The organism is Deltaproteobacteria bacterium GWA2_45_12, assembly GCA_001797365.1.
In the GTDB taxonomy this organism is placed as follows: Bacteria; UBA10199; UBA10199; order UBA10199; family UBA10199; genus UBA10199.
Window position 1 is genome coordinate 80,364 of the sequence record MGPH01000063.1, and the last position, 24,159, is coordinate 104,522.

Genomic DNA, 24,159 nt, shown 5'->3' on the forward strand with positions numbered 1-24,159 from the left:
AGGAGTTGATTTGACTAGAACTTATTTACTCAACTAATTTCTGAACAAAACGGGCTGGGTTAAAAATCTGCATGGAATCCTTGGATTCCCCCAACCCAATAAACCTTAAAGGAAGCCCCGTTTCACGCACGGCCGATAACACAACGCCTCCCTTTGAAGTGCCATCAAGTTTGGTCAGAACAAGGCCTGTTAAGGGCAGATGGGCCATAAACTGCAGGGCCTGGGCTAAACTATTTTGTCCAAGACTGGCATCCAAGACCAAAAAAACATCATCCGTGGGGCGCCCCAGCGCCTTTTCGGCCACACGAACCATTTTTTTTAATTCATCCATCAGCGAAATTTGCGTATGCAAACGACCTGCAGTATCAATCAAAACGACATCCGTGCCGCTGTTTTTGGCCTTTTGGATTCCATCAAAAACCACACTGGCTGGATCAGACTGGGAAGCCCCCGAATAAAATTCCACACCTGCACGCTCGGCCCAAATACGGGCCTGATCAACCGCTGCAGCACGAAAAGTATCCGCCCCCACCACCATCACTTGTTTCCCTTCCTTCCGCCAAAGGGCCGCAAGTTTGCCCACCGAAGTTGTCTTGCCGGTGCCATTCACCCCGACAAAAAGAATGGTATGGGGTTTTAAGGGTTTGAAGCCCCAGGGTTCCTTGGGTTGAAGCCATTCAAGAATGGTGTTTTTAAGAATGATGGAAACTTGTTCCGAAGTGGATGGGGCCTCGGCTTTGACACGATTTAAAAGAGCCTCGGCAGTCATCCAACCGACATCGGCTTCGATAAGCTTTTCTTCCAATTCCAAGAGAAGGTCTTTGACCTCCTTTTTTTGGAACGAAAAAACCTGGCGGAGTTTTTCAAACATGGTCGCGTTGCTCGCTGGCTCGTAAGCTCGTTGGCTCGAGGGGAAATGCTCGTCGCTCGTAATACGGGGCCCGGTATTTACGAGCAACGCGTTTTCGAGTAACGAGTCCTCGAGCGACGAGCAATCCCCTCGAGCAACGACCCATCTATTCAATCACCTTGTTTAACGGATATTCCACAATGCCCGTGGCACCGGCGACTTTGAGTTGGGGAATGATATCACGGACTATTTTTTCATCCACAATCACCTCAACACTATGCCAGTTGGAACCCGCCAGGGAACTTAGAGTGGGGGTATGAAGAGCCGGCAAGCACTCAAGAACTTTTTTCAGGCTTTTTTCAGGAACATTCATTTTCAAACCCACTTTTTCCTCGGCGGCAATCGCCCCTTTTAGAAGCAGAACCAGACTTTCAATTTTTTTGCGTTTCCAGGGGTCGGCCCAGGCTTTTTTGTTGGCAATAAAAAGGGTTTGGGATTCAAGCAGGGTATCCACAATCCTCAAATTATTGGCCCGAAGGGAGGAACCCGTTTCGGTTAATTCGACAATGGCATCGGCAAGCAAGGGAGGTTTTACTTCAGTGGCTCCCCAGGAAAATTCAACAGAGGCTTTTACCTTGTGCTGTCTTAAAAATTGTTTGGTGTAATTAACCAATTCAGTGGCAATACGTTTCCCCTGAAGGTCTTTGACCGTTTTTATTTTGGAATCGTTGGGAACAGCCAAAACCCAGCGTACAGGTCGAAGACCCGCCTTGGCGTAACGCAATTCACTGACTTCAACAACCCCACCCCCCTGCTCCATGACCCAGTCACGGCCTGTAAGCCCTGCGTCCAGAATGCCGTCCCGCACATAGCGGGCCATTTCCTGGGCACGGATAAGAAGTCCGGAAAGTTCAGGGTCATCAATGGAAGGGAAATAGGAGCGTGATGAGATCGTAATGCCAAACCCCGCTTTCTTAAAAAGGCGAACCGTCGATTCTTCCAGACTTCCCTTGGGTAAACCAAGTTTGAGTTGTTTTTCCATAAGGGCAAAACCAGTATCATAAGCCCAATTGTCAATGCAATCTGAAAAAGGAATTGCTTTATTGAAAAACCATCATTAAAATTTGCACTCAAAACTTTTAAAGGGGGATTTTCCTATGAAAAGACTTTTTCTTGCAACCTTGTCTGTTTTTTTAATCACCGGGTGTTCCAACATAAAATTATCCGGCGATCCCGATTCAGGCATCAAAGACCTTAACAAGGGGCCTGTCATTCTTGAAGTCAATGGCAAAAAATTTCATGAGGGTTACCTTGAGTATTTGGCCCGCATCAATCCGAGGGCCAAGGCACAAATTGAAAATCCTACCGCCCGCAAGCAATTGCTTAAAAACCTGGCTGAACAAGAACTTTTTTACCAGGCCGCCTTAAAAGAAGGGGCCGACAAACGTCCCGAGGTGACTGAAAAACTGGCCATGGTTCAAAAAATGATTGTGTCACAAAGCCTGCTTGAAGCACGCATCGACCAGGAAGCCAAAAAATATTATGACGAAAAAAAAGACACCGAGTTCACAAAAGTAGGTCTATCGCAAATTCAGGTTAATTTCATCCCTCCCACAGAAAATGAAAAAGGCAAAGCCGCCGATGCCCAACCAACCCAGGCTCAAAAAGATGCCGCCATGGTCAAAGCTAAAACCGTACGTGAAAGACTCACCAAGGGGGAAGATTTTGCCAAGGTGGCTGAAGAAGTTTCTGACGACAAAATTTCCAAACGCAAAGGGGGCGACATGGGAGAAGTAAGCCGTAATGACCGCCGTATGGAAAGACATCAATTAACAGCCCTGGCAGAGGCGGCCTTTAAAATGACACCCGGGGGAATTTCCGAAATTATTGAGACTCCCAAGGGTTACCACATTATCAAAATCAATTCTGAACCTGCGGCCGTTCCCTTTGATGAAGCCGTGGGGCTTATCCGCTTTCAGGTTCAAGGGCAAATCAAAGACAAGCTTTTAACTGAATTAACAAGCAAAGCCAAAATTGTTTACCCAAGCAACGAAGAAGAAAAACCCGGATTAGTTGAAACACCTATTCCTGATAACCCTGAAGGGGCTCCTCCTGCTCAGACTGGAGAAAACACACCTCCCCCGCCACCACCGGCGCCTCCTGTGGGGCATTGATGGAAAATTTGTAGGGGCGCTGCTTGCCGCGCCCTAATGTTTTTCCAATGATGGGCGCGGCAAGCAGCGCCCCTACCATCCATGCAACCCCTTATCATTACCGTGGCTGGTGTTGGCGCTGAACTCACCAAAAAAGATACTCCCTACCTTCCTTCCACGCCGGACGAAATTATTTTAGAAGCCCAAAAAGTGGCAAAATTGGGGGCCCATGTTTTCCATTTGCATGTGCGCGACAAAAAAGGTCGCCCCACAATCAATAAAAAACATATTTCCAGACTTGTTGCTGAAATTCGAAAAACAACCAGCCTCATCATTCAAGTTTCCACAGGGGGAGCGATCACCGACTCTTATAAAAAACGCCTGGCCACCCTGGAAACCCATGTAGAAATGGCTTCATTGACTTTGGGAAGCACTAATTTTGGAAACGATGTTTTTTCCAACCCTCTTCCCTTTATTGAAAAACTAGCACTGGCCATGAAGGATAAAAAAATCCGCCCCGAACTCGAGATTTTTGATGTGGGCATGATGAATACCGCACACAAGCTTATTGAAAAAGGGCTGATAGAAGCCCCCTTTCATTTTAATGTGATTCTGGGAGGTCCTGGCTGGCTGGCCGCAAGCCTGGAAAACCTGGAATTCATCCTTAAAAAAATGCCTCCTTACTCAACTTGGTCGGCCTCCGGCATTGGGAAACACCAATTTCCCATGCTTGACTACGCCATTGAACAGGGGGGACATATCCGCACAGGGTTGGAGGACAATATCTATATTCAAAAAGGAATACTTGCGAAAGGAAATGCAGAGTTGGTAGAACAAACTTTGGACTTGGCCTCCAAATATCAACGCCGATTGGCAACAATGGAAGAGGCAAGAAAAATTTTGGGAATTAGCCGCTAGTTGCTCGTTACTCGTGGGAATGGCTCGTCGCTCGTCATAGGGGAAAGGAACCCGTATTACGAGCAACGAGCGACGAGTAACCATCAACGAGCAACAACTCATGCCCGGCATAGGCGTCATTTTAAATCCGAATTCAAAAACCTACAAAAACAATCCCAACAGGATGAATCGCATGGGGTTTATTGTGGGAGACAAGGCTTCGTGTAAACAAACGGAAGATCTTCAGGATTTGCGTCGTGTCGCAGAAGAATTCAAAACACGCGATGTCGATATTTTGGCCATTAGCGGAGGCGATGGCACAAATCATTGTACCCTGACCACTTTTTTTAATGTCTATGGGGACAAGCCTCTTCCAAAAATTGCTTTTTTGCGCGGAGGCACCTTAAACACCGTCGCCCGCGCCCTTGGCATTAAAGGTTCTTCCGAAACTCTTCTTTCACAACTCTTGGTCAAATATCACGAAGACAAACCCTTTAAGACCACCGAAGGTCATTTGATGAAAATTAACGATGAATACGGATTTATCTTTGGGTTGGGAGTGATCTACAATTTCATGGAAGCCTACTACAATGGCGGCAACCCATCTCCACTTATAGCCGGGTGGACACTGATTAAATCCGTTAGTTCAGCCCTTATCAACGGTCCCCTTGCCTGTAAAATGTTTGATCGGTTTGATGCCGAAGTGACAGTAAACGGAAAAAAATGGCCTTTTGCCAATTATTCAGCCCTTTATTGCGGCAGCATAAACCAGCTGGGCCTTGATTTTAAGGTGTTTTACACTGTGGACAAAAATCCGGGGAAATTTCATGCAGCAGGGTTTGCCCTTCCCCCACGCAATATTCTCAAATACATTCCCAAAATGTACATGGGGCAACCCTCAGGCTGCCCTGATCTTATTGAAGAACCCACCAGTGAAATGACCATCAAACTTAAAAAACCCCTCCCCTACACTATTGACGGGGACATGAAAGACCCTTTGGATACTTTTCATATCACCATGGGGCCAACGTTGACGGTGATTGTGCCTTAATTGTCGCTGGCTACTCGAGGGCTCGTGGGAATGGCTCGTCGCTCGAGAATCGTGGGCTCGCGGGTTCGTAAGCTCGTCGCTCGTAAATACGGGGACCCCGCTTTACGAGCGACGAGCAATCCCCACGAGCAACTAGCAACCAGCGACTATCCCCAATTCCTTCATCACTTTCTGCAAATCCTCCCACACAAATTTTTTCATATTGGGGTTTCTGAGCAAAAAGGCCGGATGATAGGTGGGCATCAGTTTTGACGGACCATAATTTTGAAACTCGCCACGCAGCTTGGTAATGGGCACTTCTGTTTGCAAAAGAGTCTGTGATGCAAACTTTCCGAGAGAAACGATCACCTTGGGACCAATGATCTCTATTTGTTTTTTTAAAAAAGGCATGCACTGGGCAATTTCAGAGGGCTCGGGGTTACGGTTATTGGGGGGGCGGCATTTGATGAGATTAGCAATATAAATATCCTCACGTTTTAATCCCATGGCCTCAATCATTTTGGTCAGTAATTGCCCGGCCCGACCCACAAAGGGCTCGCCTTTTAAATCTTCATCTGCTCCTGGCCCTTCTCCCACAAACATAAGCTCGGCATTGGGGTTCCCCACACCAAAAACCAGCTTGGTACGACCTTTATGTAAAACACAACGGGTACAATTGCCGATTTCATCATCACAAAGTTGTTTTAATCTTGATTCGTTGAAAGATAAATTTTGTGAGTTCATTTTTATTTCAGGCTTATTTTCCTCTTGAGAAACTGACGTTTTTTGAGCACGAGGCAAGATATCAACTCCCCATTGTGAAATCATTTCCAGATTGGTTTTTAAGGATTCCGCCATATTTTTTTGGGACATATCACTTCCTTTCACTTAATTAAGTATTTGTAAAATAATATAAAAGAGAATAATTTAACATTCTATGTTTATTTCAATCCATTACCGTATTGTTTTTTTAATTTTTCTTCTTGGGATTACTTTTGGATGCGACTCTTCTTGCAATGGTGAAAGTGACTCCCAAAAAACCACGGAAGAAGTGGTTGACACGGGTCCTGACGATGAAAATGATTTTTCGGGTACAGATGCGGGCAATGAGGCCCCTTCAATAGGCCAGGCTGATTCACAGGCCTTTGGGTGTGGAGATTTTGTGTTTGATCCTCCACCTATCGACATCGGTGGAAATTTGGCGAGTGGGTACGAACCCAGCGGTGCCGATTGGCATGAAACCTTAAACAAGATTTTATTGGTCAGTGATGAAGGCGTTGTCAGCATGATGAGTGCCGATGGGAGCGGCCTTGCCAATTGGAATGTGGGGGGTGATTTGGAGGGAATTACCGTCGCCGATGAGACCAGCGATTTTATTTATTTGGGTGTCGAAAACCCCGATGGCATCAAAGAATTCAATTTTGTCACCGGACAAGTGACGCGCAGTTTTAATTTGACCCCCTGGATGCAGGGCGCTTCCAATGCAGGGCTTGAAGCGCTTATTTTTGTTCCTGATGATTTCGACCCCGAAGGAGGGCTTTTTTATGCCGGACATCAAGGAGAAGGAAGCATCTACGTTTTTAAACTCCCCATCAAGACAAGCTCTTCATCCACTGTCGTTGAATTTGTAAAAAAATGGGTTCCCGTTCCGGGAAGAACTGATCTTGCAGGGCTTGATTACGAAGAAAGCACGGGCCTGCTCTATGCCATTTATGATTCCGCAAATAAACTTTCCGCTTTTAAATTAGATGGCACCCTGGTTCAGGAATGGGCCCTCCCCCATAACGATCAGGAAGGTTTTGTCCGCAGTAAATCATGCGATTTCATCGTCGCTCAGGATACGGGCAAGAAAGTTTGGTTTTATGAGAGGAATGACAATCGGATCACCGCCAGTTTGGATCAACTTACCCGCTTGTCCAATCGCTTAAGCCAGATTCAAAACGATGATGGGAGCTTTGATTGGCAGCAAGATATAAACTTACCCTTAACCCCTCAAATAACGGGGTTTCAAAACGTCACTGGCATTACCGCGCTGGGATTTTTTGATGCAGATTTATGGATTGATGCGCCCCTTTTGCAAGGGACTCTCGATGCAACCGCCTCTTATCTTGATGGGCTGATAACCGCCTTTCTTGTCAATCCTGCGGATGTATCAAAGAACCTTTCCTGCCCCAATTGGACCTTTCTTGCATGGTATCTTGAAATAAATCCAACCCCGGCCTTGCAGGACAAGGTCATTAATGCCTTTGGCCAGCTCTTAGATGTTCGTGATCCTGTTTTTGGGAATGACCCGGGCATGCGTGTCGACGGGATCATCAACCGCATTATTCAAGCCAGAGTAGCTTTGCCTGGAATCATCCCCTGGGATCTTTCCCTGTGCGTCGAAGCCGTGGGGGCCATGGCGAATTTAAGTGAAAATTTTTCTTCCGATTATGGAAACGCCCTGTCACTGCTATCCACTTATACTCAAAATACCTTTTTACCCCAGTACGATGCAGACCCCACTCTAGAATCGGGGGACATCTCCCTTGCCATGCCCCTTTTTGTGATGGCAACAAGCCCTCAAGCCCCGTCTTTTGAGGCTCTCATCGAGGATCTTCTTGCCCATCTGAAAGAGTTGGTAGCGCCCTCGGGCCAAGTGACCAATTCGTCTGCCAATGACAATGCTTATCAAGCAACCGCCTATGCCCTCTTGGCCTTCAAAGGAACCCGCGATGAGTCTGCTCAAAATGTTCAAACTTACCTTGAATCGTTGATTGGAGAATTTGGTGTTGTCGATCCCGCCACCAATCTTGAAACTTATGAGGTGGACGGGGAAATTTTAAGGGCTCTTTCTTATGGTGATTTGAAGTAACGACCGTGTTATTAAGTGGTGCGTTTTTAAACACCTTCTTTCAAGATTCGGAGGCCTTTATGGATTGGTCACTTTTAGGTTTTCAAGGTCTTAGTCAAGTTTTCAACATTCATCCTGTTTTTGTACATTTCCCCATCGCACTTTTTCCCATAGCCTTATTTTTCTACTTCATCGGCATTATCCAGAAAAGAAAAGATTTTCTGTTGGCGGGCCAGATCTGTCTGGGTTTCGGGATGGCCGGTACCATCCTTTCAGTCCTGACAGGGTATTGGGCCCAAGAGAGCTTTCCGCATGGAGAAACTATTCATCGAATGATGGGAACTCATCGGGTGCTTGGATTCGTCATTCTTGCCTTGGCTGTTGGATTGATGCTTTGGAGCTTCCTGAAACGCGAAGGAATGCCAAAAGCATCGCCATTTTTTCTGGTGTTAATTGGTCTTACCACACTTCTAACCCTGCAAAATGCCGATCTGGGCTCACGAATGGTCTTCGTAGAAGGAGCTGCTGTAAAAGCGGTACCCCAGGAAGAGAATCATGAACATGGAGAATCCGCTCCGGAAAAAGAAGAGGCTCCGCATGATCACCATGGACATGACCATAATCATTAAGCAAACTAAAGAACCGAAGGAGTCTAACCAGGCCCATCATCCCGATCAAGAATAAAGGACCTTTTATGATGAAAGAGCATGCGACAAAATCACCGGGCCAGGTGATGGCCCCGCTCGAGGCGGGTACAGCAAAGGATCCTATTTGCGGGATGATTGTGGAGAAGGCCAAAGCTTTGACCACTGAGAAAGGCGGTCGTACCTAGATCCCTGCGGAACAAGTCATGGTGGATGAGGTCCTGATCGTCAAGCCAGGCGAAAAGATCCCCACGGACGGCATCGTCATCGGCGGAGCCTCATCCGTGGATGAATCCATGCTCACCGGCGAGTCCATGCCGGTGGAAAAGAAAAAAGACTCCATTGTAATCGGGGCGACGATCAATCAAAAAGGACTCTTGAAGGTCAAAGCGACGCGCATAGGTTCTGAAACTACACTCGCACAAATCATTAAATTAGTAGAAGAAGCGCAAACAACGAGCGCTCCTATTCAGCGCCTGGCCGATCAGGTCACCGGTTATTTTGTTCCTGCCGTCGTCATTACGGCTTTTTTGTCATTCGGATCATGGTGGATTGCCGGAAATTTCCCCCAGGGGCTCCTTGCTTTCATCGCAGTGCTGATCATCGCCTGCCCTTGCGCTTTGGGTATTGCCACACCGGCGGCCCTGATGGTGGGCGTGGGTAAAGGGGCCGAGGCCGGCATCCTTATTCGCGGCGGAGAAGTATTGGAACGGGCGAAAAAATTAACGACCATCGTGTTCGACAAAACGGGGACCTTGACTGTCGGAAAGCCAACCGTCACTGACATCCTCTCTTTCTCTTCTTTTTCAGAGACTCAAATTCTCGAGTTCGCCGCCGTTTTGGAATCAGGCTCGGAACATCCCTTGGCCGAGGCCATTGTGAGGGAAGCCCAAAAGAGAATGCTTTCTTTGGGTAAGCTGGAAAAATTTGAAGCCATTCCAGGCCATGGAATTAGAGGAAGTGTTAAAGGAAAAATGGTTCTCATGGGGAATCGCCGACTTTTTGATCGAGAAGGAATCCTATTGGGTAAGGGCGTATTGCAATACGCCCCTACGGTGGAAGAAACCATGACAAAACTTGAGGCCATGGGCAAAACAGCCATGCTCGTGGGGGTGGATGGGGTTTTAGCGGGCGTCATTGCTGTAGCCGATGCCTTAAAGCCAGAGGCTAAGGAAGCCATGACTCTTCTTAAATCCGAAGGTCTCAAAATTATCCTGTTAAGCGGGGATAACCAGCGGACGGCCAATTTCATCGCCAAAGAATTGGGGATTGATCGCGTGATCGCCGAAGTACTTCCCGGGGATAAAGCCAAGATCATCCAAGAATTGAAAGATCAAAAGGAAATCGTCGCCATGGTGGGAGATGGCGTAAATGACGCTCCTGCTTTAGCAACAGCCGACATCGGAATTGCCATCGGTTCTGGTTCGGACGTGGCCAAGGAAACGGGTGGCATCATCCTCGTCAAAAACGATGTTCGGGATGTGGTGACCAGCATCCGCCTCTCACGGGCCACCATGCGAAAAATAAAGCAAAACCTGTTTTGGGCCTTTATATACAACGGAGTGGGAGTCCCCATTGCCGCTTTTGGCTTTTTAAATCCCATTATCGCCGCGGCTGCCATGGCGCTCAGTTCGCTTTCAGTCATTGTGAATTCAGCCATGCTCAAACGTTTCAAAGTAAGCAAGATGGCCATGGCTTAAAGAAAGGGGCATGCCGTAGAGTTTTCGGCGAAAGGGAATAAAACTTAAGCTGGGCACGTAATTTCCAAAGACAATTGGTACTCGCTCTGGTCTTTTTCCTCGTCGCATGAGTTATACATACAAGTAGTAGATAGACTTCCCGACCAACATCACCACAATCATAGAGGAATGGAGGAACGATTTTGCCTTACGGAAAATCGTTGTGCCCCCGGCTGGACGCTTTTAGAACCGCGTGTATCGAGCTTTCTAATGCGGCCTAAGCGGGTGTTTTCAATAATATCGTTCAGTTAGCTTTTGAAAGGCTACACTGAATGTTTCGCTTACTCCATAGCATATCGACTCTACCTATCAAGGGCATTTTGATTTTTCCCGTGGCGTTACAGCCCTTTGCCAGAGTTATTCCACCATTATTAAGCCTTCCCGAAAGCCTTTCAGCAAGGCTTCCTGAAAGGCTTTGCCAAAGGCTTCCCGTAAGCCTTCGAGGAAGGGTTCAATTCGCGAACCGTACATCTTATCGAAAGCCTTCCCCTAAGGCTTCCATCAAGCCTTCTTTACCCATTTTCCCATTTTTTGATTGGAGGATTTGCGCATGATCAAAAAGCAACTCCCCAAGCCGAAGGTGTTATCTACCTATAAGCCAATTGCTGCCATTTTAGGTGTTTCTGTCCGGACCATTATTCGTAATTGGAAATCCATTCCTTGTATCACCAAGCGTGGCAATCGAATTTGGGTCGTTGAAGAAGACCTCCTCAATTGGTTTCGCGAAAATCCCAACCTCTGGCGCAAGAAAAACGAATTCTACGGCGTCAACATGCTGTCACTTTTTTTGTGTTGGCATTCTTTGTCAGGCGAAAAGAGTTTTGTGATGGGGCATCCTCATTTCAACTTTGAAATCAAATATTATTGAGAAAGGGACATAATGAAAACATCAAAGCATCCAACAAAACTATTTTTACCTCTTCTCATTTTTGCACTCTGTACTGTTCCTCAATGGGCCTATGCAGCTGGCCCCGCTTGGGAAAGCGCACTCCAAACAATCGTTGATATCATGACCGGCACCACGGCCCGTCTTCTATCTATCCTAGCGGTGGTTTTCTTTGGGATCTTAGCCTTGTTCGGGCGGATTTCTTGGATACGAGCTTTGCAGGTTGCCTTAGGCATTTCTATTGTTTTTGGAGCGGCTTCAATCGTCGATATGTTCGCAGGTAATTGAACAGGTCATTAGGCCATGAAAAATGAAAATAGAATCACACGACTTGCTTTTTCTGGGTTTGACGCGCCCCACGATGTTTCTTGGGGTGACTCAAAGTTTTTTCGTCATCAATGGGTTGGTCAACATAGTCTTGTTTCTGGGTTTAAATTCTTTTTTGCCGCTGTTTGTTTTTTTGCCCCTCCTTCATGGATTGGGATACCTCGCGTGCTTGAGAGACCCACGAACTTTTGACTTGTGGTTCATATATGCAAAATGCTGCGCAAAATGTAGAAACAAAAGGTTTTGGGGAGCGAATAGCTACGACAGCTTTTGATTTAAAGCTGAAGTTAAAAGTGTCCCCATTTCTTAAAGTGGCAAAGGCGGAAGTCAAATCCGCCGACTTTATCCCTTATACTTGCCACTATGATGAGAATACCATTCTCACCAAATCCGGTGATCTCCTCCAAATCATCAAAATTAATGGGATCGCCTTTGAAACAGCAGATGGTGACTGGCTAGAATTTCAAAAGAATATTCGCAACACGCTTTTAAGGAGCATCGCTAAAAGCGGCTATGCGGTTTATGCCCACACTATCCGTCGAAAACAGAATATTTACCCCGATGGAAAATTCCCACACGGTTTTGGAAACGACTTAAATGAAGCCTGGAAGAATAAGCATGATAGTTTGGAACTTTACGTTAATGATTTTTATCTTAGCATCATTCAAAAAGCCTACACACCCGGCCTTGCAGGGCTGAAAGGCTTTGTATCCAAAAAACTAAAACAGGATGTCCAGTCCAGCCACTTAAAGTTGGCTTACAAGGAACTTCAATCGGTATCGAATCGGTTTCTGGCTAATCTCAAGGATTATGGGCCTAAACTTTTGGGAATGGTCCAAACCGACAAAGGTCTTTTCTCAGAACCCGCACAATTTTTCAGTCAGCTCGTCAATCTCGAGGACCGTCCCATCCTCGCTCCGCAAATGGAGATGGCGAGATACCTCCCCTCCAAGCGTCTTTTTTTCGGGAAAGACGCTATGGAGGCGCGGGGTATTACTTCAACGAAGTTGGGAGCCATTCTTTCCATCAAAGAATATTCTGATGCAACCATTCCAGGTCTTTTGGATTTATTTTTAGAAATCCCAGCCGAGTTTGTATTGACGCAGTCGTTTCTATTTTCGGACCGTCAAAGTTCGTTAAGCAAAATTCAACTTCAACAGAGGAAAATGATCCAAACAGAGGATTTGGCCGCATCGCAGATTGAGCAAATTGATGAAGCTCTCGATGATGCAACTTCGGGCCGCATTGGTTTTGGTTACCACCATTTGACGGTTCTCGTGACAGCCGAAAACACGAAAAAGTTGGATCAAAATTTGGCCAAGGTCGAGGCCTCTTTTTTAAATCTGGGGATTGTGGCTGTCCGCGAAGATTTGAACATGGAACCCTGCTTTTGGGCTCAATTGCCGGGGAACTTTTCTTTTATCTCTCGTGACGCAATGATTAGCACGGCAAACTTTGCGGGGTTTGCTTCTCTTCATAACTATCCCTGTGGGAAGTTTGCCAATAATCATTGGGGGCCTTCTGTTACTGTATTGGAGACTGTTTCCGGGACTCCGTATTATTTCAATTTTCATGTGGGCGATGTAGGTCACACGACAATCATTGGTCCTACAGGAACGGGTAAGAGTGTTTTACTTAATTTCTTAATTGCCCAGTGTTTCAAATACCGATGCAAGATTTTCTTTTTCGACAAAGACCGTGGTGGAGAGATTTTTCTTCGGGCCATGGGAGGGACTCATTCCACTCTCGGCATCTCCAAGCCCAGCGGCTTCAATCCTCTCAAACTCCCCGACACCCCTGAAAACCGATCTTTTCTAACTGAATGGCTACAGCTCCTCTTGGCTGTAGAGAAAGAGCCATTTACGGCTGAACAATTATCCAAAATTTCCGAAGCGGTTGATGGAAATTTTACCCTCGACTTACCCCACCGCTCCCTCGAGAATTTGGCGCCCTTTTTAGGGTTGAGGGGCGCCGGTTCTCTCTCCAACCGACTTGCTATGTGGTACGGAACGGGGACTCACCGAAATCTTTTTGGCCATGAAGAGGATATCCTCAAGTTTGACCAATCCATTTATGGATTTGAAATGGCAGAAATCCTTGAGGACAAAAAAGGACTTCCGCCTGTATTGGCCTATCTTTTCCATCGAATCAATATCGCTCTCAATGGAGAGCCTACCATTATCGTTTTAGAGGAAGGCTGGAAACTTTTAGATAATCCTTTTTTTGCTCCCCGAATCAAAGATTGGTTGCAAACTATCAGAAAGAGGAACGGTTTCGTCATTTTCCTCACGCCCAATATCGAGTCTGCTATTCACTCTAGCATTGGCGATACCCTTGTTCAGCAATCAGCAACATCTGTTTTTCTCCCAAACCATAAAGCCACCACTGAAGGTTATTGTGACGCCTTCAAACTGAGCGAGCGTGAGTTTGAACTGATTCGCACGATGAACCCCGCCGACCGAACCTTTCTTATCAAACACGGGCAGGATTCTGTAGTCGCTAAACTCGATCTAGCCGGATTGGAAGATTTTATCCGTGTTCTTTCAGGAACCTCTAAAAGCGTGGCTCTTCTGGATGAGGTTCGGAAAGACAAGGGAGATCACCCCAAAGATTGGTTAAACACTTTTCAACAGAGGGCAAGACTATGAACAAACATCTTTTAAGAATGGGGTTCTTTTTGGGCATGTCTGGCATCACGACCATCCAATCCGCCCATGCGGCCTGGCCTGTGATTGACACGACAGCCATTGCCCGAATGGTTCAACAGATCAACGAGATGAAAAAGCAGTATGAGGTTTTAAAACAGCAATATGCCGAAATGGAAGCGACCAAAGACGCAGTGACAGGAGCTTATGGAGTAAGTGAAATCGCCAACGGGGAGATAGATCAAACGAGTCGTCGAGCACTGCCCGGTACGTGGCAAGAAGTGGTAAGTCAACAAAAGTCCGGAAAACTCCCCGGATTTTTTTCAGAACGACAAGATTACTACAATAAACTTTTTCCTTCCGTGGATTCAAAGCTCTTCTCTGAAAGTTCGACTGATCGAAACGCTGTCAGCTACCAAGTTTCGACGCAGAATACTCAAGCATCTTTCTCCGCAACGGAAGCCATCTACAACAAAATTCAAGATCGTTTAAAAACTATTGAAACCCTCACGCAAGAAATCGACAAAACCGATAATGTAAAAAATGCGACCGACTTGAACAGTCGAATTGCAGCAGAGAATGGTTTCTTGAATGTGGATATGGCCCGCTTGAGCGCATTGCAACTATCTTTGCAGGCATCTCTCCAAAATGGCCAAAATCAAGCTACTGCCAATCACGCCGAATTTTTTGGAAAGCAGATGCAATAGGCAAAGGTATTTTTATGGCTCTTCCCAGCGAAATTTTAGCTCATGTTGATCAGATCACTCTTGGGTACACAGCGAAAGCGTACCAAGCGGTAGCCAACAGCCACATGACGGAGCTTCGCCTCATGTTGGTGGCCTATGTCGCCATGTTTGGAATTGGGGTTCTGCAAGGGGCAATCTCAATGACGCTTAAGGAAGCCAGCCGTCACATCTTAAAAGCCATGATTATTTTCCAGTTGGCGACCAATTGGGGGACTTTTACTACCCTCGTTTACAACGTTTTTACCAATGGCCCTGAAAAAATAACGGCGGCTCTGGTTGGATCAAACGATCCCAACCAAAAGCTTGAAGAAGTGTTTTCCACAGGTGTCGAGGCATCCCGACAAATGTACACCAAAGCGGGAACTTTGGATGTTGGACAAATGCTTTTGGCTCTAGTGATGCTTGTCGCCACCGTTCTTCTCACAGGTGTTGCCCTGTTCTTGATTATTCTCTCCAAGCTGGGGCTCGCCATTCTCTTATCCATTGCCCCCTTGTTTATCGCATTGGCTCTTTGGAAGAGTACGCAGGGAATTTTTCAGGCATGGATTAACTACCTTATCAACTGTTCCATGATTCCCGTCATTACCTACGCTTTCTTGGGGCTCATTTTAACGCTCATGGAAGCGCCTGTGGCAGCCATCAAACAATCAGGTGAGAACCTGACGATGGTTGCCACCATTCCTTATCTGCTGACTGGAACTATTTCCGGATTATTGTTCTCCCAAGTCCTACGCATCTCGGCCTCTTTAGGTGGAGGTGTGACTCTTTCGGCGATGGGGGCTTATCAGAAATACATAACCAGCCCCGTTTCTTCTGTTAGCCGCTTAGCGGGAAAACAAATCTCTGGAAATGCAAATAGACAAGCATCGTCTCGAAGTATTCCAAAGATGCCGCCGCCCTTTGTCCCTAGCACACCACCCATCCGAAGCACCACGAGAGGTATTAAATGACGCTTCCAATAATGAAAGATGATCCGGTGGTTTCCCAATGGTATCAAGACCTTTACGGTGATGCAGTTATTAGCCGTAACCGTTGGTTTCTGATTGGCACTGTTTCTTTAGCTCTTACCTGCATTTTAGGAATCGCTCTTATTTCTTTAGTGCCCCTTAAAACGGTTGAGCCCTATGTGATTCAAGTCGACAATAAATCAGGGCTTACCACTGTTCTCAAACCTCTGCGTGAAAACCATGAGAATACTCTGACCGAGGAAGAAGCTGTAACGAAGTCATTCATCGTTAAGTATGTGATTGCCCGCGAGACCTATGACCCCCAAGACTTAAATCGAAATTATGAAGTGGTAAGACTCATGTCGGGGCCCGATGAGGCCGAGCGATTTAATAAATGGATTACCGATGGCAATAAAGACAGTCCCATTGAGCGTTTTAAAACGACGACAACCCGCACCATCCGAATAACTTCAGTTTCCTTCTTAGATAAACAGAAAAAAACAGCACAGGTGAGACTCGCCGCGATGGAAAACTCGCGCATTGAAACCCGTGAGAGTTATTGGGTCGCCATCCTGACATTCCGTTACGTGAATGCCCCGATGGATGAGCAAGACCGACTCAATAATCCCTTAGGATTTCAGGTGATGTCTTACCGCTTGGACCAGGAGATGATCCGATGAAAACAAAACTCATTACTTTAACCTTATTGTTCTTTGGCACATTCAACCAGAGTTGGGCTTCCATAGACCCAAAAGCGTTATCTACGGATCCACGTCTGAAACAGGCCATCTATAGCCCCAATCAGATTTATAATATTCGATCCTCCTATGGTTATGGGACAACGATTGAATTCTCCCCATCTGAAACTGTGGAGACTATTGTCCCCGGAGATTCAATTGCTTGGCAGGTAGTCCCCAGTCGAAATCGAATATTTGTGAAACCAGTGGAACAAAATCCAGATTCCAACCTCACAATCGTCACAAATAAAAATATCTATTTCTTTGATATGGGTGCAACGACGCCGAAGTTATCCACGTATTTACTCAGATTTGAGTATGTCAAAAACTTCACTTATTTGGAGGAGAAATCCGCAAAATCTCCGGCGGATTATAATTTCCGCTACAAAATCACGAACAACAAGAAGAGTGGCTTTGTCCGCGCTTTCGATAATAGCCAGTTTACCTATATCCAATTTAAGGATTTGGCCGATTTGCCAGCTATCTTCTGGATTGATTCCAATGGCAAAGAGTCCGTCGTTAATTACCGTATCGACGGTGCCTATGTAGTCGTCGAGCGTGTTGCCGACCGCTTTGTTTTCAGAAAAGGCAAGGTTGTGGGCACACTCATTAATAAAAATCCTCTCTCAAAGAGAAAATAAGGAGGTCCATCATGTCCGACGAATTGAATGAAAATAAAATACCAGAAGAAGAAAATATTTTGGATCGAGAGTCTGTTTTAAATCCATCTCCTTCTAAGAAAAAACAACGGAACATTTTTGGGCTTGTTTTGATGGGCTTGGCCGTTGTTGCGCTTCTTTTCATTTTCAAAGGGGAAGACAAACCCAAGGAAGGTTTGGATAAAGAGCCCGTTCCCTTTGAGCCCGCCGCTCAAAGGCCGGTGGTGATACCGGAAGCTCCTCCCGTCATTGAAGATAGAAACGATGAAGATGAATCTTTGAAACAAGCCAGAATGAAATCAGCCCTTTTGATTTATGGAGGGAATGGTTCTTCAAATACTGCCAGTCCCTCTAAGAATGGGATGAAACAAAATGAAAACTCGGACCCGAATGCCCGTTTTCAGGAAAATATAGGAACGACCGAACGAGTACAGGCTACGGCCATTGGCTCCCTTGATAAGATCATCCTTCAAGGGAAACTCATTGATGCGGTTTTGGAAACCGCCATTAGCTCCGATTTGCCCGGAATGGTGCGGGCCATTGTGAGTCACGACATCTACAGCGAGTCAGGCGAAGCTGTGCTTGTACCAAAAGGATCAAAACTACTTGGGCAATACAATTCAGAAGTGAGAAAGGGTCAATCACGGGTTTTTGTTGTTTGGACAAGATTGGTGCGACCTGATGGGTTGGAGGTAGCTCTTAATTCAGGCGGTACAGACTCCTTGGGACGAGCAGGTATTTCCGGCAAGGTAAACCACCACTTTTGGCAGATGTTTGGAACTTCCATGTTACTCAGCATCATCGGTGCCGGTACGGCCAATGCCGGAGTGAGCACGATGGATCCCTACAATTCTACGGCCGCTTACCGTCAGCAAATTTCAGAGGCTTTTCAAAACAGTGCCAATCAAGCGCTAGCCGACAATATCAACATCCCTCCCACAATTAATGTGAAGCATGGGTCGTTAATTAAAGTTTTTGTGGCACGCGACTTAGACTTTTCGGACGCACTGTCCTCTTTGCCTACAAGCGATGTGGTCTTTGTCCAATGAGCAATGTGGCTATTCATACGTTTTTAAGACCTTTGGCTCCTTTTCTTAATGAAAAAGGAGTGACTGAAATATCCATCAATCGCCCCGAAGAAGTCTGGGTCGAAAAAGATGGAGAAATGAAGTGCTACATCGTACCGGCACTTCATTTTCATCATCTTCACACCTTAGCGGATTTGGTAGCCGAATATTCTGACCAAGAAATCTCTGAGGAAACACCCATTCTTTCAGCCACATTGCCCGGCGATTACCGTGTGCAAATAGTTCTTCCTCCTGCGGTGGAGATGGACTGCATTGCCATTTCTATCCGTAAGCAGGCTCTTTTAGATTTGACGTGGGACGATTATCGAAAAATGAAGGCTTTTGATTTGGTGAATAAGAGGAGTTCTTGGGAAGAGGAAGCCGAAGGGCAATTACTGACGCTGTTCAGAAAAGGACGTTATGAGGAATTTCTCCAACTAGCCCTCCTTGTTAAAAAGAACATCCTGATTTCAGCAGGGACCTCTACAGGGAAAACGACTTTTCTCAACATGTGCCTCAAATCTATTCCGCAACGAGAGAGGATTTTGACCATCGAGGATGCGCGTGAAGTGAAAGTGTTTCATCAAAACCGTGTCCACCTCCTTGCCTCCCGTGGAGGCCAAGGATTGTCCAATGTGACGACCCAGCAGCTTTTAGAGGCCTCACTAAGGCTGCGGCCGGATCGCATCATTGTAGGAGAATTACGAGGCGCAGAAGCTTTCACTTACTTGAGAGCGATTAACTCTGGGCATCCGGGCTCCTTGACCACGATTCATGCGGACACGCCGGAACTGGCCTTTGACCAACTGGCTCTCATGGTTATGCAGGCCAACCTGGGCATGACGCGACCTCAAATTCTTGAGTACATCCGAAGCATCATTCCCATCGTCATTCAATGGAAGCGCGGAGAAAAGGGGTATCGGTATATTTCAGATATTTATTACCGAGAGGCCATTCAGCAATGAGGTATTTCGTCTCATTCATTTTTGGTTTAGTTTTCATGTTGGCCATCTCAAATATGGCCATAGCCAACTGCAAAGATCACGCACTTCGTCAAAAAGTGGCTGAAACAGCCAAAGAAGAGAAAGTAAACGAAAACGAACTGCTCTCTATTATCGCCCATGAATCGGGTTGCCGCTATTTTGCAATCGCATGGAATCTTCCCGGCAAACCTGAAACCGCTAAGTCAAAATTCTTTGATCATCTTTCCGAAGCGAAACTATTTGCACAAAGTCTGATCTCAACAGGACGTTATCGGGTTGATGTAGGTATTGGGCAGATCAACCATGAGGCAAATATTCGGCCTAAGGGATGGTCATTGGATGAGGTGTTGAACCCCGATATTGCTTTAAAGCGGGTGGCTAAAATATTGAAAGAGCGTGGGTGGAAAAACTATCATTCCAGTAACCCCGTTCTTGCCAAAAGATGGCAACAAAAAGCTCTTATGACTTTGTCAAGTATTAATGGTTCTAGTTCTAATACTACCTTCAGCGCCAGCTCTCCATTAGTTGTTTTCATCAATAATCCAATCAAAAAAAGTCCTCCATTAGTGATTTTTTAATCATAAGTACATGTTTATTATAATATAATAGGCACACCTAATGATTTTGTCAGCTTTGCGAATATGAACTATAGTTTAACGCTGGGTTTGATATGTTTATAGCTAAGTTGGCCTTGACAAACTAACCAGTTTATGAGATGATATATCATGGCTTTCGAAAGATTTACCAATACAAATAAGAGCTTTATTTCAAAGGTTTCAATTAGATCCAACGGACAAATAGGATTTAGTCAGGGGCTCATCCACAAGTTTCATCTAGAGAGCTTTAAGTTTGGGGTTCTGTTCTATGATAAAGATGAAGGGAAAGTTGGAATACAGTTAACCAATGATGAAAAAGAAAGCGGTATTTGTAAGCTACAAGTTAGACCCCAAAATGCGTCACTTTCAGCTAAAGCTTTTCTCGATTTTTTTGATTTGGATTATCAGGAAACTCGAAGTTACCCCATGCAATGGGATGAAGAAAACAAGATGATTATAGTAAATCTTAAAGATTACAAAAAAGCCACCGTGTAAGGTGGCTTTTTGTATAGGTGGAGATGGGACAGCCCAATTCCACGTTATTTTTGTGCAATAAGAATAATGTAATTGGTATCTCCTTTTATGTCAATCCAGACTTGTTATTGCTGTCCCTGGATGAGTCTACAAACAAAAGGAGGGTACTGAATGTTCAGTATCTTTAAGGGGCGCGACGGCCTTTTTTATTGGCATATAAAAGCCAAGAATGGGGAAATCGTTGCTCAAAGCGAGGGATACAGGACTGAGCAATCCGCCAGAGATGGTGCAAACTCAGCAATACGTATTGTCCTTGAGCATTACCGTTGAACTGAAAGGCGGGGTTTCGGCCCCGCCTTTTCTTTTTCGCGAGGTAAAGCTATTCAATGCCAAATATTTCCAAATTGTTTTGTTAATAAAATTAGGTCCTGCCTATTCAAATCATTACTCCAAATACTTTCTTCTCTCCAATTCCAATACCAATCTATATATTTTAATGAGCCGTGCGTAGTTTTCTCCCAAGAAGAAGTTTGATGCACCTGCTTGAAATCTGATCTACATAAAATAATGAAGCAGCAACGAGCTACATTTTCAGAGTCAGAGTTGAGACTATCTAATACGGAATTAATGCAGGTTCTTTTCCCTAAAATGAGTGCTTCGCAAACGGCTGATTGAAGTGAGGGTTGGTTTTTTATCAGAGATAACAATTTTTGTGTTTCTTCCGGACCATTTATACACTTAGAAAGGGAAATGATGGCATGGTTTTTAACATTGGTCTCCTTGTCGCTCAAGGACGGAATAACGTTGTCAATATTCGATTTTAGTTCTCCGAGGTTCCATACTGCTGCTGCTCTTACCTCAACATGGTTTGAATCAGCGGCAATTTTTGTCAGCAATTCAATGGCAGTCTGGCTGCCTATCTCACTGAAAATAAATACCGACTCCATAGACCATTGTGCATTCTCATCGTTACCAATGGCTGTGCTACTAAGAAGAATCTTCAAAGCTATTGGATCATTTGCATATTTAAATAAAATGCCTGCTACTTCTAACTTCAGCCTTAAATCAGCATTATTAAGCAAAATTTTCAACATATCGTAGTTCGAGAGGAAATTATCTTTATCGATAGCTTTTATAGCAGCATATAAATCTGGGAGTATTTGCGAGCTATCCAAATTTATGTTCCATGTTTTTCCCCTACACTTCAGATCGACCTGTTTCGTTGGTGCCCCACAAGCAATTTGATCTTCTGCACTGAATTTGTACCCAATAGGAAAATAGCAAAGTTTGCCTTTCAGTCTGTAAGAATAATTTCGGCCAATATCATATTTTACTTTTAAAAACTCCTCAGCTTGTTCAATAGTTCCCGCATAATTTGGAACCCAGGATGGCCATTGAAGGTCCCTTTCTGCGCCTTCGGAAGCAGATTTTGGCGGGCCTAGCTTTGCTTTACTTTGAGATGCTCTTAAGGATTGAACTGAGAAAGCATTGATTGGTCGGCTAGTTGTAATCTCTTCATCTGGTCTGCACAGAAGGAAAATGACTATATCTTCATCTCTCAAACCGCTATCCCAATACCGATCAGGGTTCGATTGAGCATGGCTCATTTTAATTTCAAGTTTGCTCTTCGCTCGAACCTCAAAACGAGTGCCACAATTAACGCATAATAAGTCAGGCAGTCTTAATCTCTTGATTTTGGTTGCCCAAATTTTATTTGAACTGGAATATCTCTCTAACTCAACAATGTTATGTCCTTTAGACTCCAGCACTTTCCAGGCGTGCCGTGTCCCCAAGGCTCCCATAGTCACAAATCTAAGAAAGCTCGCATTTTCTTTAAGTCCCATTATTGTCCTTTAGTGCAAAAGAAATCATTGATAGTTTTATTCAAAGCGCGAGCTATACGTTCAATATTATCAATAGAAATATTACGTTCCGCTCTCTCAACAGCACCAATATAAGTTCTGTGTAGACCTGCTAGTTCGGCAAGTTTTTCTTGAGAAAGGGATTGATCGGTGCGAAATTTTCTTAGATTTGCCGCAAACAATTTTCGAGCAGTTAAAACATTCGACTTCCTAGACATGAATATTCATTTCTGATAATGCACTCTATAAGTCTACAGACTATAAGTAGCACTTGAGTTTTTACTGGGATCTGCTAAGAGACACATATGCAAGAAATTAAACCTTTAATGCCGACGACCATTCAGCCTGCTTATACTACAGAATTTGGCGCAACGTATTGTGGAGATTCACAAATACTTTTAAAAGAATTGCCAGATAATTCAGTTGATTTGGTTCTAACTAGCCCTCCTTTTGCACTGCAAAGACAAAAATCCTATGGAAATAAAGATCAGTCAGAATATGTAGATTGGTTACTTGAATTTTGTAAAGTGGTTCACGCAAAACTTAAAAATACGGGCAGTTTTGTAATTGATATGGGAGGAGCATATCAAAAAGGACTTCCAATTCGTAGCCTTTATAATTTTAGGTTCTTATTACGTGTTTGTGATGAACTTGGCTTTTTTTTGGCGGAAGAATTTTATTGGTATAACCCTTCCAAATTACCTAGTCCCATTGAATGGGTAAATAAGAGAAAAATAAGAGCTAAAGATGCTGTTAACACAGTTTGGTGGCTTAGTAAAACTGAATGGCCCCAAGCGGATGTAAGCAATGTTCTTACTGAGTATAGTGACAGAATGAAAAAACTATTGAAAAATCCAGCCAAATACTATTCGCCCAAAGAAAGGCCTTCAGGTCACGATATTAGTGATAGTTTTGGCAAAGATAATGGTGGCGCAATTCCTTCAAACCTTCTTCAAATACCAAACTCAAGATCTAGTGGTAAATATGAGAATTATTGTAATTCTTTGAATATTGACAGACATCCGGCTCGATTTCCTGAAAAACTGCCTGAATTTTTTATTCGTTTTCTTACAAAACCAAACGATGTGGTGGTAGATATTTTTGGCGGTTCAAATACCCTTGGTGAGGTTGCTGAGCGAGAGGGCCGAAGATGGCTGATGTTTGAAGAAAAACGTGAATATATAGCGGCTTCAGCCTTTCGGTTCATTGACTGTATAAACATTGATCTTGCTAGGGATTGCTACGATAGGATCATGGCTGGCGAGGCAGTTTTTCTTGATGATACTTATAAAAACAGACCAAGCTTATTTGCTGTTAAAGTAGGCTAACTATTTCAGATTGCCCGGAGGTAATTTTATGGAAATGCTCACAGAAGAACTGACGGACATGGTTCAACCTCAAACTGGGTTTCGGCTTTTCATGGAATACGCTTTCAGGTTCCTTGAGCTGGCTCTGGGAATTGTAAAATTTACCATCCACATGACCGTCGTGATTTTTTTCGGCATTTTCAACATCTTCTTTCGCATGATTGGCCGATAGTATTATCCCTTGCTCAACTCCAAAGCCGCTTCCTTTTCATTCCTTCTGCTCATCGCTTCCGGCAATTTCGTTTTATCATTGGTGTAAATCTTGGCTTCATTTCGGGCGCGGCTGATGGCCACGTAGTAACTGTCCCGCGCGGTCGTGAGGCTTTTGGTGTCCGCTTCGATCAAAATATTTTTACATGTTTTTCCTTGAGCGGAATGGACGGTGGAGCAATAGCCATATTCCAAATGTAATGGCTTAGTGACATCGAGTTTGAAAACCTTTCCGCCCTCTTTCTGACAGTGGAGCATCGTGCCGTTAATTTTAGTCACTTTGGCCCGATCGCCGTTAACAAGATCATTTTTACGATCATTTTGGGTGACCCGGACCATTTCGCCGATGGCAATTTCCTGTTTCTTAGGCAGATAGACACTTACCTTACTTTTGCTGTTCGGTTTCCATTTCATCAAGGAACCATCTGGCTTTTGAAGCGTCACAAAATTCCTTTGCTGATCTTTTACAGTGTAGGCTTCTCCCTTTTTCAGCCCAATGGATGAGTA

At 44.8% G+C, this 24,159-nt stretch carries 25 protein-coding genes and 1 pseudogene (1 of these 26 cut by a window edge); 20 read left to right on the top strand and 6 right to left on the bottom strand.

The features are described from left to right. Positions 1 to 25: 25 nt before the first annotated feature. Positions 26 to 871: a signal recognition particle-docking protein FtsY gene (locus tag A2048_08645; protein OGP07525.1), complete on the bottom strand. Its 846-nt coding sequence runs from the start codon at positions 869 to 871 to the stop codon at positions 26 to 28. Between the two features lie 145 nt (positions 872 to 1,016). Beyond that, positions 1,017 to 1,892, bottom strand: coding sequence for an ATP phosphoribosyltransferase (locus tag A2048_08650; protein ID OGP07526.1), 876 nt, complete (start codon positions 1,890 to 1,892; stop codon positions 1,017 to 1,019). A gap of 115 nt (positions 1,893 to 2,007) precedes the next feature. Between A2048_08650 and A2048_08655 the strand changes: the two genes are divergently transcribed. From A2048_08655 to A2048_08665, 3 genes are all read left to right on the top strand, one after another. After that, positions 2,008 to 3,024 (top strand): hypothetical protein, encoded by a 1,017-nt coding sequence (locus A2048_08655; protein ID OGP07527.1) that lies wholly within the window; start codon positions 2,008 to 2,010, stop codon positions 3,022 to 3,024. Positions 3,025 to 3,105: 81 nt separating this feature from the next. Next, entirely contained in the window at positions 3,106 to 3,921 is an 816-nt protein-coding gene (locus A2048_08660; protein ID OGP07528.1) for a hypothetical protein, read from the top strand. A 100-nt stretch (positions 3,922 to 4,021) separates the two neighbouring features. Beyond that, positions 4,022 to 4,951 (top strand): hypothetical protein, encoded by a 930-nt coding sequence (locus A2048_08665; GenBank protein OGP07529.1) that lies wholly within the window; start codon positions 4,022 to 4,024, stop codon positions 4,949 to 4,951. A gap of 132 nt (positions 4,952 to 5,083) precedes the next feature. On the opposite strand, the gene A2048_08670 is transcribed toward A2048_08665, so the two are convergent. After that, complete coding sequence (locus A2048_08670; GenBank protein OGP07530.1) at positions 5,084 to 5,803, bottom strand: hypothetical protein; 720 nt, start codon at positions 5,801 to 5,803, stop codon at positions 5,084 to 5,086. Positions 5,804 to 5,867: 64 nt separating this feature from the next. Between A2048_08670 and A2048_08675 the strand changes: the two genes are divergently transcribed. The 15 genes and pseudogenes from A2048_08675 to A2048_08745 all read left to right on the top strand — a co-directional run bounded on the left by A2048_08675 (position 5,868) and on the right by A2048_08745 (position 20,234). Continuing rightward, positions 5,868 to 7,784 (top strand): hypothetical protein, encoded by a 1,917-nt coding sequence (locus A2048_08675; protein ID OGP07531.1) that lies wholly within the window; start codon positions 5,868 to 5,870, stop codon positions 7,782 to 7,784. 5 nt (positions 7,785 to 7,789) lie between these two features. After that, positions 7,790 to 8,392, top strand: coding sequence for a hypothetical protein (locus tag A2048_08680; GenBank protein ID OGP07532.1), 603 nt, complete (start codon positions 7,790 to 7,792; stop codon positions 8,390 to 8,392). 203 nt (positions 8,393 to 8,595) lie between these two features. After that, positions 8,596 to 10,107 (top strand): annotated as a pseudogene (locus A2048_08685) (copper-translocating P-type ATPase). Between the two features lie 589 nt (positions 10,108 to 10,696). Continuing rightward, positions 10,697 to 11,014 (top strand): hypothetical protein, encoded by a 318-nt coding sequence (locus A2048_08690; GenBank protein ID OGP07533.1) that lies wholly within the window; start codon positions 10,697 to 10,699, stop codon positions 11,012 to 11,014. 12 nt (positions 11,015 to 11,026) lie between these two features. Continuing rightward, positions 11,027 to 11,320, top strand: coding sequence for a hypothetical protein (locus A2048_08695; protein ID OGP07534.1), 294 nt, complete (start codon positions 11,027 to 11,029; stop codon positions 11,318 to 11,320). A 15-nt stretch (positions 11,321 to 11,335) separates the two neighbouring features. Next, positions 11,336 to 11,551, top strand: a complete 216-nt coding sequence (locus tag A2048_08700; GenBank protein OGP07535.1) for a hypothetical protein — start codon at positions 11,336 to 11,338, stop codon at positions 11,549 to 11,551. Positions 11,552 to 11,640: 89 nt separating this feature from the next. Continuing rightward, positions 11,641 to 14,007 (top strand): hypothetical protein, encoded by a 2,367-nt coding sequence (locus A2048_08705; protein ID OGP07553.1) that lies wholly within the window; start codon positions 11,641 to 11,643, stop codon positions 14,005 to 14,007. Beyond that, the gene (locus tag A2048_08710) at positions 14,004 to 14,711 is read left to right on the top strand and encodes a hypothetical protein (GenBank protein ID OGP07536.1); all 708 of its coding nucleotides are present in this window, start codon (positions 14,004 to 14,006) and stop codon (positions 14,709 to 14,711) included. Before A2048_08705 ends, A2048_08710 begins: the two co-directional genes overlap by 4 nt. A gap of 14 nt (positions 14,712 to 14,725) precedes the next feature. Beyond that, positions 14,726 to 15,700 (top strand): hypothetical protein, encoded by a 975-nt coding sequence (locus A2048_08715; protein OGP07537.1) that lies wholly within the window; start codon positions 14,726 to 14,728, stop codon positions 15,698 to 15,700. After that, complete coding sequence (locus tag A2048_08720; GenBank protein ID OGP07538.1) at positions 15,697 to 16,377, top strand: hypothetical protein; 681 nt, start codon at positions 15,697 to 15,699, stop codon at positions 16,375 to 16,377. Before A2048_08715 ends, A2048_08720 begins: the two co-directional genes overlap by 4 nt. Next, entirely contained in the window at positions 16,374 to 17,075 is a 702-nt protein-coding gene (locus A2048_08725) for a hypothetical protein (GenBank protein ID OGP07539.1), read from the top strand. The genes A2048_08720 and A2048_08725 overlap by 4 nt, the downstream gene beginning before the upstream one ends. Before the next feature lie 11 nt (positions 17,076 to 17,086). After that, entirely contained in the window at positions 17,087 to 18,142 is a 1,056-nt protein-coding gene (locus tag A2048_08730; GenBank protein OGP07540.1) for a hypothetical protein, read from the top strand. Then, a complete protein-coding gene (locus A2048_08735; protein OGP07541.1) occupies positions 18,139 to 19,125 on the top strand; it encodes a P-type DNA transfer ATPase VirB11 in 987 nt (328 codons plus the stop codon). Before A2048_08730 ends, A2048_08735 begins: the two co-directional genes overlap by 4 nt. Beyond that, complete coding sequence (locus tag A2048_08740) at positions 19,122 to 19,721, top strand: hypothetical protein (GenBank protein ID OGP07542.1); 600 nt, start codon at positions 19,122 to 19,124, stop codon at positions 19,719 to 19,721. The genes A2048_08735 and A2048_08740 overlap by 4 nt, the downstream gene beginning before the upstream one ends. A 147-nt stretch (positions 19,722 to 19,868) precedes the next feature. Then, positions 19,869 to 20,234 (top strand): hypothetical protein, encoded by a 366-nt coding sequence (locus A2048_08745; GenBank protein OGP07543.1) that lies wholly within the window; start codon positions 19,869 to 19,871, stop codon positions 20,232 to 20,234. A 362-nt stretch (positions 20,235 to 20,596) separates the two neighbouring features. Here A2048_08745 and A2048_08750 read toward each other — a convergent pair whose 3' ends face one another. Both A2048_08750 and A2048_08755 read right to left on the bottom strand, forming a co-directional pair. After that, positions 20,597 to 22,057, bottom strand: a complete 1,461-nt coding sequence (locus A2048_08750; GenBank protein ID OGP07544.1) for a hypothetical protein — start codon at positions 22,055 to 22,057, stop codon at positions 20,597 to 20,599. Continuing rightward, positions 22,057 to 22,293, bottom strand: a complete 237-nt coding sequence (locus A2048_08755; GenBank protein OGP07545.1) for a transcriptional regulator — start codon at positions 22,291 to 22,293, stop codon at positions 22,057 to 22,059. Before A2048_08755 ends, A2048_08750 begins: the two co-directional genes overlap by 1 nt. A gap of 87 nt (positions 22,294 to 22,380) precedes the next feature. On the opposite strand from A2048_08755, the gene A2048_08760 reads away from it, so the two are divergent. Together A2048_08760 and A2048_08765 are read left to right on the top strand one after the other, a co-directional pair. After that, positions 22,381 to 23,403 (top strand): DNA methyltransferase, encoded by a 1,023-nt coding sequence (locus tag A2048_08760; GenBank protein ID OGP07546.1) that lies wholly within the window; start codon positions 22,381 to 22,383, stop codon positions 23,401 to 23,403. A gap of 28 nt (positions 23,404 to 23,431) precedes the next feature. Next, the gene (locus tag A2048_08765; protein ID OGP07547.1) at positions 23,432 to 23,614 is read left to right on the top strand and encodes a hypothetical protein; all 183 of its coding nucleotides are present in this window, start codon (positions 23,432 to 23,434) and stop codon (positions 23,612 to 23,614) included. A gap of 2 nt (positions 23,615 to 23,616) precedes the next feature. On the opposite strand, the gene A2048_08770 is transcribed toward A2048_08765, so the two are convergent. Then, positions 23,617 to 24,159 carry the final stretch of a hypothetical protein gene (locus A2048_08770; GenBank protein OGP07548.1) on the bottom strand. 2,013 nt of this gene lie beyond the right edge of the window, so the window shows 543 of its 2,556 coding nt (coding positions 2,014-2,556); the start codon falls outside the window, past its right edge — the gene reads right to left on this strand; the stop codon is at positions 23,617 to 23,619.

Bases quoted from the DNA above. Each gene is read 5' to 3' on its own strand.
- A2048_08645 (OGP07525.1), bottom strand. From the start codon at position 871: ATGTTTGAAAAACTCCGCCAGGTTTTTTCGTTCCAAAAAAAGGAGGTC.
- A2048_08650 (OGP07526.1), bottom strand. From the start codon at position 1,892: ATGGAAAAACAACTCAAACTTGGTTTACCCAAGGGAAGTCTGGAAGAA.
- A2048_08655 (OGP07527.1), top strand. From the start codon at position 2,008: ATGAAAAGACTTTTTCTTGCAACCTTGTCTGTTTTTTTAATCACCGGG.
- A2048_08660 (OGP07528.1), top strand. From the start codon at position 3,106: ATGCAACCCCTTATCATTACCGTGGCTGGTGTTGGCGCTGAACTCACC.
- A2048_08665 (OGP07529.1), top strand. From the start codon at position 4,022: ATGCCCGGCATAGGCGTCATTTTAAATCCGAATTCAAAAACCTACAAA.
- A2048_08670 (OGP07530.1), bottom strand. From the start codon at position 5,803: ATGTCCCAAAAAAATATGGCGGAATCCTTAAAAACCAATCTGGAAATG.
- A2048_08675 (OGP07531.1), top strand. From the start codon at position 5,868: ATGTTTATTTCAATCCATTACCGTATTGTTTTTTTAATTTTTCTTCTT.
- A2048_08690 (OGP07533.1), top strand. From the start codon at position 10,697: ATGATCAAAAAGCAACTCCCCAAGCCGAAGGTGTTATCTACCTATAAG.
- A2048_08695 (OGP07534.1), top strand. From the start codon at position 11,027: ATGAAAACATCAAAGCATCCAACAAAACTATTTTTACCTCTTCTCATT.
- A2048_08700 (OGP07535.1), top strand. From the start codon at position 11,336: ATGAAAAATGAAAATAGAATCACACGACTTGCTTTTTCTGGGTTTGAC.
- A2048_08710 (OGP07536.1), top strand. From the start codon at position 14,004: ATGAACAAACATCTTTTAAGAATGGGGTTCTTTTTGGGCATGTCTGGC.
- A2048_08715 (OGP07537.1), top strand. From the start codon at position 14,726: ATGGCTCTTCCCAGCGAAATTTTAGCTCATGTTGATCAGATCACTCTT.
- A2048_08720 (OGP07538.1), top strand. From the start codon at position 15,697: ATGACGCTTCCAATAATGAAAGATGATCCGGTGGTTTCCCAATGGTAT.
- A2048_08725 (OGP07539.1), top strand. From the start codon at position 16,374: ATGAAAACAAAACTCATTACTTTAACCTTATTGTTCTTTGGCACATTC.
- A2048_08730 (OGP07540.1), top strand. From the start codon at position 17,087: ATGTCCGACGAATTGAATGAAAATAAAATACCAGAAGAAGAAAATATT.
- A2048_08735 (OGP07541.1), top strand. From the start codon at position 18,139: ATGAGCAATGTGGCTATTCATACGTTTTTAAGACCTTTGGCTCCTTTT.
- A2048_08740 (OGP07542.1), top strand. From the start codon at position 19,122: ATGAGGTATTTCGTCTCATTCATTTTTGGTTTAGTTTTCATGTTGGCC.
- A2048_08745 (OGP07543.1), top strand. From the start codon at position 19,869: ATGGCTTTCGAAAGATTTACCAATACAAATAAGAGCTTTATTTCAAAG.
- A2048_08750 (OGP07544.1), bottom strand. From the start codon at position 22,057: ATGGGACTTAAAGAAAATGCGAGCTTTCTTAGATTTGTGACTATGGGA.
- A2048_08755 (OGP07545.1), bottom strand. From the start codon at position 22,293: ATGTCTAGGAAGTCGAATGTTTTAACTGCTCGAAAATTGTTTGCGGCA.
- A2048_08760 (OGP07546.1), top strand. From the start codon at position 22,381: ATGCAAGAAATTAAACCTTTAATGCCGACGACCATTCAGCCTGCTTAT.
- A2048_08765 (OGP07547.1), top strand. From the start codon at position 23,432: ATGGAAATGCTCACAGAAGAACTGACGGACATGGTTCAACCTCAAACT.